This window comes from Marinomonas aquiplantarum (assembly GCF_003314975.1).
GTDB classification, from domain to species: domain Bacteria; phylum Pseudomonadota; class Gammaproteobacteria; order Pseudomonadales; family Marinomonadaceae; genus Marinomonas; species Marinomonas aquiplantarum.
The window spans coordinates 413,989-427,915 of record NZ_QNRF01000002.1 but is presented as its reverse complement, the minus strand read 5'-3'; the positions used below and the strand labels follow the sequence as shown (position 1 = coordinate 427,915).

The following is a 13,927-nucleotide window of genomic DNA, read 5'->3' as shown; positions in this document are numbered from 1 at the left end:
AAAATACCTCAAACAGGCTTAGTCTGTTCGTTCCACACGTACACTATTAATCACACGCTCAAGGTCTTCGAATAAAAACGGTTTACTTAAAAAAGCGTTCATTCCTGACTGCAAACATTTACGTTTGATGTCTTCTTCGATGTGCGCCGTCAAAGCGACTATTGGTGTTTCTGATAATTGCTGCTCTGCTTCTATCTGGCGAATGGCTCGAGTAGCGGAAAAGCCATCCATTTCAGGCATATTGCAATCCATGAAAATCACATCATAAACTTGCGACTGCTGAAACCGCTCTTTGGCAATCAACCCATTTTCCGCCACCTCAACACGACATCCTAATTTCAGTAGAAATTGCTCACAGACGATTTGATTCACTTTATTGTCTTCAACCAACAATACACGTAATGATGGCGAGAGCTCAGGCGCGCTTGCCAAGCTTTGAGGAGCCAATTCCACTTTTTTCACAGGCGTTTTTTCTACCTTATCAAAGGGTAAAGTGACCGTGAACACAGTGCCAACTCCAAGCTCACTCTGCAAAGATATTGTCCCACCAAGAAGTTCCACTATACGCTGAGTGATACTCAAACCTAGACCGGTTCCTCGGATGTCTGGATTAAATTGATTAACCTGATAGAACTGCTCAAAAATTTGCTGTTGATCCTTTGGCGCAATACCAATCCCTGTGTCTTTAACCGCAAAAGACACCCTGTACTCATTCGAGTCCTCAGCTAGTTTTTCGCCAGACACTTGAATGGCCACCTCTCCTTCATGGGTGAATTTAAACGCATTACCGACCAAGTTATAAAGAATTTGATGAAGCCGATGAGGGTCCCCTAGTACACACTCAGGAACATTTTGAACATCACAATAAAGCTTAATTCCCTTCTTTTCAGACTGTGTTGAAAGCAGTTGCACCACGTCATTCACTACATTTTGTGGACTAAAGGGTGTTTTTTCTAAGGTCAGTTGTTGTGCGTGAATTTTGGAGTAATCCAAAATATTATTAATGATATGCATTAACGTGCTTCCAGCATTATTTATAACAGTCACTTGCTGACGTTGCTGGTCACTCAAATCTCCCATAGAAAGTAGCTGTGCCATTCCTAATACGCCGTTCAAAGGAGTGCGTATTTCATGGGTCATGGCGGCTAAGAAATCGGCTTTAGCTTGACCGGCAACTTCGGCCGCTTCTTTCGCAGCGGCCAGCTCTTCTGCCTGCTCAGACAACTTCAAATTATCATTCAATGCTTGCCAGTAAGTGACGTTAAGCTGCTTCCCTGTCAGGTAAATAAAGAAGCCATATCCAATGATTAACCCCATGACAATCCAATTACCAGGTCCCTCCAAAAAAGCCGCCGCAGCAAACGCAAAAGGTAAGCCTATCAGCAAACAATAGTTACGGAGCATCTTATAAGATAAAGCCAATATGGTCACACCACCAATACTGATCCCCGCAGCCGACATCACATTCACAGTGACCGAGATATCAATCGATGGGTTAACGTAAAAAAACCATGCAGAACCACTGGTCCAAACAAGCGCAGAAGCATTATAAACGAAGGAGTAACGTGCAAAGTACCGCGGAACAGACAGTGCGTTACTGGAAAAGACCTTATGGTAAAGGTAAAGACGGTTTAGCTGCAGCAGCACAAAACAAACCGAAAAAGCGCCTATTACCGCTAAATGCTCACGGGCCGTTGCAGAACTGAATACAGCGGCCCAGAATGCCAATAAATAAAATAAACCGCCGAAGCGGGAGCGGCGCGCTAAATCCTTTAAACTAATCTCACTGACTTGTTTATCACCAAGGGTGTAGCGTGAATTCATCAAGGCCTTTTCTCAAATAGATCGAGGGTCAATACTGGTATTTAATGCGTTTAAGTGAATGTTGTAACCATAACATCGAAAAAAGACTAGAGTACATAATCTAAACAATATATAACACTCCTCAACCGCGTCCCTCTAATTATTAACATTTAGTGCTTAGGGAAGAAACGAATAACAAGCTTTTATTCTCATGCTGAGGCAAGAGGACTTATTCTCACCTTCCTTAGTATCAGAAACTAAACAGTGTCACGCCCACTGAACTAACAATCACCCCCAAGCCATTATATAAAAGCAAAAAAAAAGAGCGCCAATGCGCTCTTTCAAACTGCTTTCTGTTTCTACTCGATTTACTTTGCCAGTAACTCAGCTTTGATAATGTAGAGTTGATTCGAATCAATGGTGGTGCCATTCAAGTATTTTTGCTCAAGCTTACCTTTCGTTGACCAAGTTGCAAAATCATCATCATTTAGTACACCAAGATGATGATCATCAATGATCCACAAGCCTTCCATTTTATCATGTGGATACGCCACTTCTTTCACCATGTCGACCACCAGGGTTTTAGCCACAGGCTTAATGCCCTTTTCCGCCAGAGCCGCCCAACCTCTTTGCTGAGCAAATTGCTCTAAGGTCAAACCATCGATCAACAAACCATGACTTTCATCTCGCGAGATTGAATTTGACAAAGCCACACTGGATAACGGCGTTGCGGAACTTAAATCAATACGATATACCTGTTTTTGCGCCTTAGGGTTGGCTTTTTTCGGGCCGCCTAGCAAGAAACTACCATCTCGTTCAATGACTAAAAATTGAGTCTGAGTCAAAGCGGCAATTTCTGAGTTAGAGTTTTCATTTTTTTCCTGACGATACAAGTATTGCTCTGTCTTACCTGTTTGTAGATCCACCGTCACAATGCGAGTCAGGTTGCCCTTTTGGGCTGCTTTGTTAGGGTTCTGCATAGTCGATTGCATAATGCCAACCAAAGTTTGTTCATCTGGTGTAATGGCGAGCCCTTCCATGCCTCGATTGGCGCGGCGATGCTGAAAGACGCTAGGAAGATTAAAGGTATTACGGGAATCCATCTTGAATGCATTAATACGGCCAATTTCAACACCATCAGCATTATAATGAACCATATGTGGTCCATACTCGTCGCTAACCCAGAAAGAACCATCATTTAATGCGACTAAACCTTCTCCATCTAACCCATAATCGTCTAATTTAATTGGATTCGTTTGGGCGTCATAGGGTTTTGAATCGTCCATTAAGACTGGCTGCCCATTCGCGTGGTAAGGCGTTTCACCTGTACCACCAAGCGCTGAAGTATTTGGTAAACCTGAAATCAATTGACCATCAGGACGTTTTAATAAAATACTTTTTAGCTGAGTAATTTGACCGCCTTCAGATACCTCAAATAAGCCAATACGTGGCGTATAATCGGCCACAGGGAAAGTTTTCCCTTTGCCATAATCCCCCGTGTAATTGGCATTCGGGCCACGATCTGTCAGCGCATAAAACTGATGACGAACACTTGGATGAGCTGTCATAGCCGAACCAAAACCACCATTACGAACCTCAAAGGGCTGGTTGGTTTTCCCATCCAACAGATCGCCTCTTAACACCTCATAAGGCAAAGACGCACCTTGTTTGGGAAAATCTTCCGCGAACTCAGTAGACCCAGAAGTTGATGAACTGGAATGGCTCATACAACCGCTTAAAACAAGAGTAGAAATCAAACCAATCAACCACACTTTACTTATCATCGCTCGCCCCATTGTGTATTTTTTAATCGTCAAAACAGCATAAGAGAGCGTGATGACGCTTTCATGACATGGCTTAATCGAAAAAAACTGGAACTCGTCATCATAAAAAAGGGCCTAGCGGGGAACGGCTAGGCCCTTTGGATTGACACTATGTTTCTTGGGGAATTAAATCGCCGCGAATTGATTCATGGTGTTGTCTTTACCAGAGGCTTTCAGCGCATTGTCGCCTGAGAAGTACTCTTTGTGGTCATCACCAATATTGGAACCCGACATGTCTTGGTGTTTCACACAAGCTAGACCCTCACGAATTTCTTTACGTTGTACTTCTTTTACGTAGCCCAACATACCCTGCTCACCAAAGTAATCTTTTGCCAGATTATCAGTAGACAATGCTGCAGTGTGGTAAGTAGGTAAAGTAATCAAATGATGGAAAATCCCTGCTTGAGCCGCAGCATCACGCTGGAAGTTACGAATGCGTTCGTCAGCTTCATCTGACAAGGTCGTACCATCGAACTCTTGTGACATCAGACGGTCACGGTCATAGGCACTGGTGTCTTTACCAGCTTCTTGCCAAGCATCAAACACTTGCTGACGGAAATTTAACGTCCAGTTAAACGATGGGCTGTTGTTGTATACCAACTTGGCATTTGGTACCACCTCACGAATACGGTTTACCAGCTCAGCAATCTGACCAATGTGTGGCTTCTCCGTTTCGATCCATAGTAGATCAGCACCGTGCTGCAAGGATGTAATACAATCCAATACCACACGATCCGCTCCAGTGTTCGGCTTGAAGCGCACTAGACCATTCGCCAAACGAGTTGGTTTAATGCAAGTATCTCCTTGCTTTAACAACATATCGCCAGATTGCATTTGCTCTAAAGAAGTCACTTCTTCGCCATCAATAAAGGCACTATATTGCTCAGCCAAATCACCAGCCGATTGAGATACAGGAATTTTCTGAGTAAGACCGGCACCTAAAGAGTCGGTACGCGCTACAATCACACCGTCATCTACGCCCAACTCAAGGAAGGCATAACGCACGGCATTGATCTTGGCAAGAAAGTCTTCATGTGGCACGGTTACTTTACCGTCTTGGTGACCACATTGTTTCGCATCTGATACCTGGTTTTCAATTTGGATGCAGCAAGCGCCGGCTTCAATCATTTTTTTGGCTAACAGATACGTCGCTTCTTCATTACCAAAGCCTGCATCAATGTCAGCAATGATTGGCACGACGTGGGTTTCAAAATTATCGATGCTTTCTTGTGCCGCTTGTTCACGCACTTGATCACCGGATGCTTGAGCTTCATCCAACTCTTTAAACAAATGTTGCATCTCACGAGCATCGGCTTGTTTTAAAAAGGTATACAGTTCTTCAATCAAAGCAGGAACGGAAGTTTTCTCATGCATAGACTGATCTGGCAGAGGACCAAACTCGGAGCGCATTGCAGCGACCATCCAGCCTGAAAGGTACAAGTAGCGACTACGAGTGGTGCCAAAATGTTTCTTAATGGAAATCATTTTTTGTTGGCCGATAAAACCATGCCAGCAACCCAAAGACTGGGTGTAGTTAGCTTGATCTTGATCGTAACTTGCCATGTCTTCACGCATGATCTTTGCAGTGTATTTCGCAATATCCAAGCCCGTATTAAAACGGTTTTGTAACTGCATACGAGCGACATACTCTGGGTTCATTCCCGCCCAAGTCGTACCTTGCTGACCAATGAGTTGACTCGCTTGTTGCATTTTATTTTTATAAGTTTGCATAGTATTTCTCGCTCTTTATGGTGTTAAATTGGGTTATGTATTCGTGAAATTCACGCTTGTTTTACTTTTATTCGGTAGGCGTGAAGCAAAGGCTCTGTGTAACCATTAGCTTGAATCACTCCTTTGAATATCAAATCTTGCGCAGCCTTAAAGGCCTGGCTGTTTGCCCCTTGCTCAGACATAGGACGGTATCCTGGTGTGGCTTGGTTTTGTTCATCCACAACCTTAGCCATACGCTGCATAGACTCTTCGATTTGCGCTCTGCTACAAATACCGTGCAGCAACCAATTCGCTAGGTGCTGGCTGGAAATACGTAAGGTTGCTCTGTCTTCCATCAATCCAACATTGTTAATGTCTGGCACTTTGGAACAGCCCACACCGTCTTCAACCCAGCGCACAACGTAGCCCAACAAACCTTGAATGTTGTTATCCACTTCTCGCTCGATTACTTTCTCAGACAAAGTTAAGTTGTCGGGAATTAAGGGCACTGTCAGCAAATCTTTCAGACTGGCTGGCGTGCGCTGTTTCACTCTTTCGTGACGCGCAAACACATCGATTTGGTGATAATGCAAAGCGTGCAAAGTCGCCGCTGTTGGTGACGGCACCCAAGCCGTATTCGCACCGGATTTAGGGTGCGTCACTTTGGCTTCCATCATGGCTGCCATTTCATCCGGCATGGCCCACATGCCCTTACCAATTTGTGCTCGACCGGGTAAACCGCATGCCAAACCGATTTCCACATTGCGATTCTCGTAAGCTTGAATCCAAGCCTGAGATTTGATTTGTTCTTTCGGTAAAAAAGCCCCCGCTTGCATGCTGGTATGAATCTCGTCACCGGTTCTGTCCAAGAAGCCAGTGTTGATAAACACCACTCTTTCTTTAGCTGCACGAATGCATTCTTTCAGATTCAAGGTAGTACGACGCTCTTCATCCATAATGCCGATTTTTAGCGTGTTTCTGGCTAAGCCCAGCATGTCTTCAACTCGGGAAAACAACTCACAGCTAAACGCCACTTCTTCTGGGCCGTGCATTTTTGGTTTAACAATGTAGATACTGCCAGTACGACTGTTACGTAAACCTTCGGTTTTCTTCAAATCCAAAGCTGCTATCAAGGAGGTGACTACTGCATCGACAATGCCTTCTGGTACGAAGTTACCCAAACCATCCTGCATAAGATCGCATTCCATTAGGTGGCCAACGTTGCGTATTAACAGCAATGAGCGACCGTGTAATGGATAAGCTTGCCCATCCAGATCGGTAAAGAATTTATCTGGATTCATACGGCGCGTTTGTATCTCACCGTCTTTTTTGAAGCTGGCTTCTAACGTGCCTTGCATTAAGCCAAGCCAATTACGGTACACCTCAATTTTGTCTTCTGTGTCCACCGCAGCGACGGAGTCTTCGCAGTCAATGATGGTACTCAGAGCCGACTCAACCAGAATGTCGTTGATATTGGCCTTATCTTTCGCACCATTAACACCATTACGATCAAACTGGATTTCCACATGTAGGCCATGATTGCGCAATAAAATGGCTTCTGGCTCACTGCGCTGGCCATTTACCGCCACCAGCTGACAAGCTTGTTTCAAGCCGGATTGACTGCCATCTTCAAAAAATGCCAACAAATGATGGTAGTAAACGACATAACTGGACACATCTTGGTGAGAGCCATTTTCTAATGGGAAAACCTCGTCCAAAAATGCTTTCGCTTTTTTAATAACCGCTTCGCCGCGAGCTGGGTTATAGCCTTTATTTGTCTCGAGACCATTGTTTTTGGCAATCACATCTGTGCCATAAAAAGCATCGTATAAACTGCCCCAACGAGCATTGGCGGCGTTCAAAGCAAAACGTGCATTTTTAACAGGCACAACCAATTGCGGCCCTGCTAGCTTGGCAATTTCATCGTCTACATTCGTGGTCGTGATGGTGAAATCCTCACCCTCTTCTACCAAATAACCAATTTCCCGTAGGAACGCTTCGTATTCATTGATGTCCATTGGTTGGCCTTTGCGAGCCAAATGCCAGTCATCAATTTGTTGTTGTAAGCTGTCACGTTTTGCCAAAAGTTGGCGATTGATAGGAGAAAGATCTTCAATCAATTGCGAAAAGTCTTGCCAAAATTGATTGGCATCCATCTTGTGCAATGGCAATACTTCTTCGTTGATGAAGCGACTAAAGTCGGGCTGTATCACACTATTATTTTTGGGTTGCGGCATAGTCATGTTGGTTACCTTTATTCTTATCTTCATCAAGCCACATTCAATCAATGTGGTTTCACAAATGTCTAATCACTTGCTTGATTTATAGTCTATGTCGGACTAACCTAAAATTTCACAATAAGAATTACACAGTGTAAATTTTACAAAAATGAAAAATAAAAATAGCTTAAATCGCAAAGCCCATTTTCTTGGCACAAAAATCCGTAACCTCAGGAAACGTAACCGTTTGACCATGGAAGACTTGTCTTCACGTTGCATCAAACTTGACCCTGAATCCGCACCATCGGTTTCGTATTTGTCGATGATTGAAAGAGGCAAACGAGTACCGAGTGAAGAGGTTTTAGAAGTCATTGCGGAGGTTTTTCAAAAAACCGTCAGTTGGTTTCTGGACGACATTCCAGAAGAAGATGCCATTACCCCCTCAAAAGGTTCGGGCGGAGGCATTAGTGGTATGGCACTGGAACCCAATTTCTTGTTCTCAAATGAAATTTTGCAAATTGCCATACCGGAAATGTTGTCACAAACCGGTACCAGCGGTCGCCAATTCGCACACCTACTGATTCGTGCGCACCAAGAACACCATCAAAATCACTTTCCCGATTTAGAGAGAGCCGCAGAAGAAGTTGGGTTAAAACGCTTGCCAATAAGCATTGATGAATTGATTGCCATTACGAAACAGATGGGCATGCAAATTAAATGGTTTCGTAAAACGCCACTTTCCGTACTGGAGAGTATGGGCATTGATGAAAACCATGTAGTGACCTCGTTTTTTGATCCACCAAGCACCATTTACATCAACCAAATCATGAAAAATCAGACCCAACGTCTGAAATACAATTTGGCGGTACACATAGGTCATGCGGTTTTACACGATAAAGACGGTATGAAAAATGTCTTAGTGACTGGCCGGAATGAAATTACGCCCTTACAAGATAAAAATGCCAAGATACAAACCTCTGGCATGGATGCACAAGACATTCTATTAGCCTGGCGTGACTTTGAGTGCAGTTTTTTTGCAGGCGCTTTATTGTGTCCAAAAGTACCCTTTAGACAGTTATTAGATCGCAATGGTTATGAAATCAATACGGCGAAATTGGCCGGTGTTTCAGAGTCTGTTGCTATGCGCCGTATGACCGCCGCTTCCCCCTATCCTCACTGGCATTATTTTGATGCTTATGCCCCCGGAAAACTCAAAGCCGTCTATCGTGGTAATGGTATTCCTTTGCCCTGGGGCAATATGAGTTTAGTGGAAGATCCCTGCCAACATTGGGCGGTATTTCGCATGATAAATGAATCCTTTACCGGCACCTCAGCACAGATATCCATTCTAAACGTTGGCGATGAAGCGCGGATCTATGCTTGTGAATCCGTCAAGGTGGAAGATCTGGCAGGTAAAAGCCATGTTCTTTGTTCTGGTATTGACCTTAATCCAGCCATCGCCGCTCAAGGAAAAGATGCACTGAGCATTGCCAATGATCTCAAACAAGCCTGTGTTGCCAACAGTGGCTCGTCACAAATCCCCAAGAGCATCAAAAAAGACTTGTTGAGTGTCGCTCGTATTCTCAATATTAATTGGGTTGAACGGGGTATCGATAATGATGCTAGGTTGATCTGCTCACGCGGTTCCGTGTGCCCAAGGTCACCAAGCTGTTACCAGCACTGTCAACAAGGTTAATTGTTTAACCGCTCAACCCTCTTCTCATCTGGCCTATTCATTTCGCTAGATGAGAAGCAATACGATAAGCAAACACACATCTTTGTGAAAAATGGAATTTATCCATCATTTGCCCTATCGAAACGCGCCAACAAGTATTAAAATTGGCGCAAATTTCCCCTACCCCTTAGTTAAGGATCTTTCATGACTTTGTCGACCAGTCAGTCAACTAATGTCGTAATTGTTAGTAACTCATCTGACAATCCGTTTGCTATTGATATTGCCTATGCCATGGGCCAATTTGATGACATTGCTGACCTCATCAGTATGAAACAGTTCATGAACTCAGAGTTCTGTCCTCGCTTCATTTCAGACGAGCAAGACTTTCAAAACATTGGCCAAAAGTTAAACGGTAAATCCGTGGTGATTGTCAGTACAGGCAGTCATATAAAAAGCCGCCAAGAACTGGCCATGGCCAATATGATCATAGCCAGAGCAGCGAAAGAAAACGGAGCGGAACGCGTCATTCTAGTGGAGCCCGACTTATTCTACAGTGCCCAAGATCGTGGTCCGAGCAAAGACTTAGGGGAGACCAGTTTCGAACGCGACATCCAAGACATTAAAAAATTCGACGGCCAACCCTTCACTGCCAAATTATATGCTCAGCTACTAAAGCTTTCTGGCGTTGATACAGTGATGACGATTCACAATCACTCCGATTCTGTGCAGAAAATCTTCAATGAAGTCTTTGCTGGCGACTTCCACAATCTAATCCCTTACGAAATCTACGCTCACTACTTACTAAACTCAGACATTCTACATTACGGTAAAGACGGTGAAGGTCTGGTACTTTGTGCACCAGACAAAGGCGCTCGTGATTTCGTCAAAGAGATGTTTAATCGCCTTGGTCTGAGCAAAGCCAAATTCATCATGTTGGATAAAGAACGTACCGCCGAGCGTAAGGTTGAAATTACCCTACATAAAGAAAGTGAACACACTTTTGACGGCCTAGACGGTGCCAGCATCATTCTGTTTGACGACATGGTTCGTACCGGTTCTACCGTTGTGAAATCCTGCCAATTCTTGCAACAGATTAATCCGCAACGCATGGTCTTTGCTGTATCTCACTTCTATGCCAGCGATGAAGGTCGTGAACGTATGGCACACCCTGCTTTGGGAGAGATTCTGACATTAAACACGCTGCCAACGATTTTGAATCGTGATGAGCAAGGTCGTCTGCGTAAGAAGATGGTGGTCCTTAAAGTTGAAAAGTGGTTGGCTCAAGAATTATGCAACATTCTTGGTCTACCTGATCACCAAGAAGCCAATCCTTATAAGATCGACATGTCTTCGAAAAACCCTCGCTTCAAGCGTAAAATTTGGTTTAGCGAAGAGTTACAAGAACTGCAGGCAAAAGCCAAGTAACAGCAATACATTAAAAAAGGCCGCAATAGCGGCCTTTTTTAATGTTTCATGTAGATGGTTAGCCACGAAATGTTAACAACAAGATGTCTCTCATTTTACGCTCGACTTTGAGTCCCGCTTGATCAAAATCCGCTTTTTCAACCTTGTACAATAATGGCTGAACAGCACGCAGTTTTTTAATCGCTTGAGGATCATCGGCCAACAAAATAGCCACATAGGAAAAAGCATCGTAATAGGTGAAAGCCTGCTCTTTTAGAGCATTCAGATAAGAATCAACACTTTCCTCTCCGAACACTTGTTTAATGCCAGTAATGGCACCAAATACGGCAACACCTTCACATAAATTGGTACGGCTGGCATCTTTTTCCATTGGCCAAAGCCCTTTGACCATTTCCTGTAAAACATCAGCCAATAAAATGACCTGATTGGTAAAACTGCGCGCTGGAATCAATATTTTGTATTGATAAGGCGTATTCTCATCAAAGACAGCAACGGGTTTCGCCACTTCTTCACCAATTTCAAAGCCTGAAAAGCGCGCTTCTGGTACCGCTTCCCCAAAAAGAAACTCAACCGCGGGTTGCCAAGCTGTACGAAGTTTTTCTAACTGTTTGATCTGAATAGTTTGGGTATCTGACACGAGCTTATCCTATCTTGAGAAACAACAAAGCAGAGTAACTCTGCTTTGTGTGGATTCATAATAGGCGCCACTTTATCACATGGCGCTCAATGGGTCAGAGGAAATTCCCAGACTTTCAGCGAATAATGAGACAAGTCAAGATTAAACGGGATACCAGATAGCCTGTTTACGACGCAGCGTAACAATGACAAGAGCTAATAATAAAAGGATCAAAGCAGGCACCGCGGATGGCACAGCGTAAGCCAAATGAAAGTATGCCGCGCCTAACAAAATTGGCACCATGCCAGTTGCCGCCAAAGCCGCCCATTTAGGTACCAATAAACCGACACCCGCCAATAGCTCTAAAGCGCCGATAAAGTAACCAAACCATTCAGGCAAGCCCATCATATTAAAACTTTGATGCATGGCTGGCACTCCAGACAATTTGGCCACGCCAGCTAGAATCAAAGGCAAGGCCAATAAAAGAGTTGGGGCCCAGATTTTTAATGTCGCTTTCATAATATTTTCCTCATTGAGATCTGTTTAATAGCGAAATTATCCATCATGCATTAATATAAAATATATTTATTTATTATTATAAACTTCATCAGGTTTTATTATGGTTTCGATTGATCAACTCAAGGTATTAATCGCGGTCGCAGAAAGCCGTTCATTGAGCCAAGCGGCAGAACGAGTACACAAAACACAACCCGCGTTAACTGCCGCCATTAAACAATTAGAATCACAGTTAAACTTGCCTTTGTTTAATCGCGAACAGTACCGCATGCAACTCAATGCACAAGGCCAGGTGATTTATCAGAAAGCCAAACAAGTGATTGCTGAACACCGCCACTTATTGGATACCGCTACTTGCTTTGCAAAAGGAGAAGAAAGCGCCATCAGCTTGGCGATTGAAGCTTCTTTTGAAATAGAGCAAATCTTGCCAGCCTTGGAACAAGTCCAGCAAGCATTCGCTTCGACTCAAATCGTGCTTAGCCAAGAGTATCTCTCTGGGCCACTTGAGCAACTGCAAGAAGACAAAGTCGACCTCGCCATCTCTCCGCTACCGGACCAACTAATGCGCAATAATCAATTGGAATACAAGGTGATAGGACAGGGTTATTTACTCAATGTGGCCACCGAAAAGTTAATTCAGAAATTTGACTCTCTAACCAGTGTTCGACAATTAGTCGATACCTATCAAGTAGTTGTGAAGGACTCAGGGATGCTAACCAGAGGCATAAAAGTTGGTGTGCAAGATGCTCAGCGATATTGGTATGTGAATAACTTTGCGACCAAATTATCGCTGATTCAATCCGGCATGGGTTGGGGACGGTTGCCTGAATATTTTGTACGGGAAGCCCTTGCTAAAGAACAATTAAAAGAGCTCAAGCTTAGGGATTACGACTGTCGCATTGAGATGCATTACTGCCTAATCAAAATTGCCAATAAACCATTAGGACCAGTGGCCTCAGCCCTATGGCAAGCATTGTAAGGATCGAGTGACCTCAATGGCGGTAAAAGATATGATAATGGGTAATATTAATGCAATTTGATAAAAACAAAACAAATAACTCATTATTGAATTATTTTCAAAAATGTATTAACCCACGCTGGTTGTAAGGGCTTTTATATCCGTTATAGTTTTTATCGCTGACAATAATTAAAAAAGGCGAACATCATGAAAAATAAGAACTTAAAATCTCTTTTCGTACCTTTGCTAACTGCCCTCTCACTTAGCGTAACAGCAACAAGTGCGGTGGCGAACGACTTCCCTAGCAAACCGATCAACTACATCATTCCATTTAATGCTGGTGGTGAATCAGACTTGTCTGCTCGCTTTCAGCAATCCGTATTTGAAAAATACGCTGGTGAAAAAGCCGTTATCCAGTATATGCCTGGAGCCGGTGGTGCTGTAGCTTGGTCACAGTTAAACGGTATGGAAAGTGATGGCCACACCATCATGGGGATCAACATCCCGCATAGTATTATGCAACCTATCGTAAAAGATTCGGGTTACACAACGGACGAGTTGACCCCTCTTTACTACTTCCACTACACACCAAACGCTATCTTTGTACCTGCTAATAGTCAGTTTAAAGACCTAGGTCAACTGATTGACTATGCGAAGAAAAATCCAGGTATGGTAACGTTCGCAGGTTCTGGCTCAAACTCAGCTAACCACATTGGTCAAGCAACCTTTGACAAGTTAACCGGCGTAACCTCTACCTATGTACCATTCAGTGGTATTGGGCCTGCTATGACCTCTCTTATGGGGAGTCAGGTAATGGCTGGCTTTGCTTATGCAACGTCTGGTGCAAGTGCGGGTGACAAACTGCGTATGCTTGCAGTGTCTTCTGAAAAGAGACTGTCTGCTTTCCCTGATGTACCAACCTTCAAGGAATTAGGCATTGACCTAGTCGGTGGCGCATACCGTGGTATTGCTGTCCCTAAATCCACACCTGAAGACGTACGTCAAAAACTGTCTGATATCATTGGTAACATCAACAAAGACCCAGAGTTCGTTAAGAAAATGGAAGACAATGGCTTTGTACTGACTGATATCGCTTACGAAAACATGGACGCATTCATCGAGGCAAATAAAGCAGAATACCAAGGTGTCGCTCAACTTTTGGGTTTAATCAAGTAACTGATA

General features: G+C 43.7%; 10 protein-coding genes. 4 read left to right on the top strand and 6 right to left on the bottom strand.

Features of this window, described 5'->3' with window-relative positions:
- Positions 1-18: 18 nt before the first annotated feature.
- The 4 genes from DFP76_RS05330 to DFP76_RS05315 all read right to left on the bottom strand — a co-directional run bounded on the left by DFP76_RS05330 (position 19) and on the right by DFP76_RS05315 (position 7,579).
- Positions 19-1,824, bottom strand: coding sequence for an ATP-binding protein (locus tag DFP76_RS05330; RefSeq protein ID WP_113873613.1), 1,806 nt, complete (start codon positions 1,822-1,824; stop codon positions 19-21).
- Between the two features lie 347 nt (positions 1,825-2,171).
- Entirely contained in the window at positions 2,172-3,587 is a 1,416-nt protein-coding gene (locus tag DFP76_RS05325; RefSeq protein WP_113873612.1) for an esterase-like activity of phytase family protein, read from the bottom strand.
- A 165-nt stretch (positions 3,588-3,752) separates the two neighbouring features.
- On the bottom strand, positions 3,753-5,357 hold the full coding sequence (locus tag DFP76_RS05320; protein WP_113873611.1) for an isocitrate lyase: 1,605 nt from the start codon (positions 5,355-5,357) through the stop codon (positions 3,753-3,755).
- Between the two features lie 50 nt (positions 5,358-5,407).
- Complete coding sequence (locus DFP76_RS05315; protein ID WP_113873610.1) at positions 5,408-7,579, bottom strand: malate synthase G; 2,172 nt, start codon at positions 7,577-7,579, stop codon at positions 5,408-5,410.
- Positions 7,580-7,724: 145 nt separating this feature from the next.
- Here DFP76_RS05315 and DFP76_RS05310 point away from each other — a divergent pair, with 145 nt between their 5' ends.
- Together DFP76_RS05310 and DFP76_RS05305 are read left to right on the top strand one after the other, a co-directional pair.
- Complete coding sequence (locus DFP76_RS05310; protein ID WP_113873609.1) at positions 7,725-9,251, top strand: DUF3612 domain-containing protein; 1,527 nt, start codon at positions 7,725-7,727, stop codon at positions 9,249-9,251.
- Between the two features lie 183 nt (positions 9,252-9,434).
- On the top strand, positions 9,435-10,655 hold the full coding sequence (locus DFP76_RS05305; protein WP_113873608.1) for a ribose-phosphate diphosphokinase: 1,221 nt from the start codon (positions 9,435-9,437) through the stop codon (positions 10,653-10,655).
- Positions 10,656-10,713: 58 nt separating this feature from the next.
- On the opposite strand, the gene DFP76_RS05300 is transcribed toward DFP76_RS05305, so the two are convergent.
- Both DFP76_RS05300 and DFP76_RS05295 read right to left on the bottom strand, forming a co-directional pair.
- A complete protein-coding gene (locus tag DFP76_RS05300; protein WP_113873607.1) occupies positions 10,714-11,292 on the bottom strand; it encodes a hypothetical protein in 579 nt (192 codons plus the stop codon).
- Between the two features lie 141 nt (positions 11,293-11,433).
- Positions 11,434-11,790 (bottom strand): DoxX family protein, encoded by a 357-nt coding sequence (locus DFP76_RS05295; protein WP_113873606.1) that lies wholly within the window; start codon positions 11,788-11,790, stop codon positions 11,434-11,436.
- A 100-nt stretch (positions 11,791-11,890) separates the two neighbouring features.
- On the opposite strand from DFP76_RS05295, the gene DFP76_RS05290 reads away from it, so the two are divergent.
- Positions 11,891-12,766, top strand: coding sequence for a LysR family transcriptional regulator (locus DFP76_RS05290; RefSeq protein ID WP_113873605.1), 876 nt, complete (start codon positions 11,891-11,893; stop codon positions 12,764-12,766).
- A gap of 186 nt (positions 12,767-12,952) precedes the next feature.
- The gene (locus DFP76_RS05285) at positions 12,953-13,921 is read left to right on the top strand and encodes a tripartite tricarboxylate transporter substrate binding protein (protein ID WP_113873604.1); all 969 of its coding nucleotides are present in this window, start codon (positions 12,953-12,955) and stop codon (positions 13,919-13,921) included.
- Positions 13,922-13,927 lie beyond the last annotated feature (6 nt).

Excerpts from the sequence above, each read along its gene's own strand:
- DFP76_RS05310 (WP_113873609.1), top strand. The coding sequence starts at position 7,725 with ATGAAAAATAAAAATAGCTTAAATCGCAAAGCCCATTTTCTTGGCACA.
- DFP76_RS05320 (WP_113873611.1), bottom strand. The coding sequence starts at position 5,357 with ATGCAAACTTATAAAAATAAAATGCAACAAGCGAGTCAACTCATTGGT.
- DFP76_RS05325 (WP_113873612.1), bottom strand. The coding sequence starts at position 3,587 with ATGATAAGTAAAGTGTGGTTGATTGGTTTGATTTCTACTCTTGTTTTA.
- DFP76_RS05305 (WP_113873608.1), top strand. The coding sequence starts at position 9,435 with ATGACTTTGTCGACCAGTCAGTCAACTAATGTCGTAATTGTTAGTAAC.
- DFP76_RS05315 (WP_113873610.1), bottom strand. The coding sequence starts at position 7,579 with ATGACTATGCCGCAACCCAAAAATAATAGTGTGATACAGCCCGACTTT.
- DFP76_RS05290 (WP_113873605.1), top strand. The coding sequence starts at position 11,891 with ATGGTTTCGATTGATCAACTCAAGGTATTAATCGCGGTCGCAGAAAGC.
- DFP76_RS05330 (WP_113873613.1), bottom strand. The coding sequence starts at position 1,824 with ATGAATTCACGCTACACCCTTGGTGATAAACAAGTCAGTGAGATTAGT.
- DFP76_RS05285 (WP_113873604.1), top strand. The coding sequence starts at position 12,953 with ATGAAAAATAAGAACTTAAAATCTCTTTTCGTACCTTTGCTAACTGCC.
- DFP76_RS05295 (WP_113873606.1), bottom strand. The coding sequence starts at position 11,790 with ATGAAAGCGACATTAAAAATCTGGGCCCCAACTCTTTTATTGGCCTTG.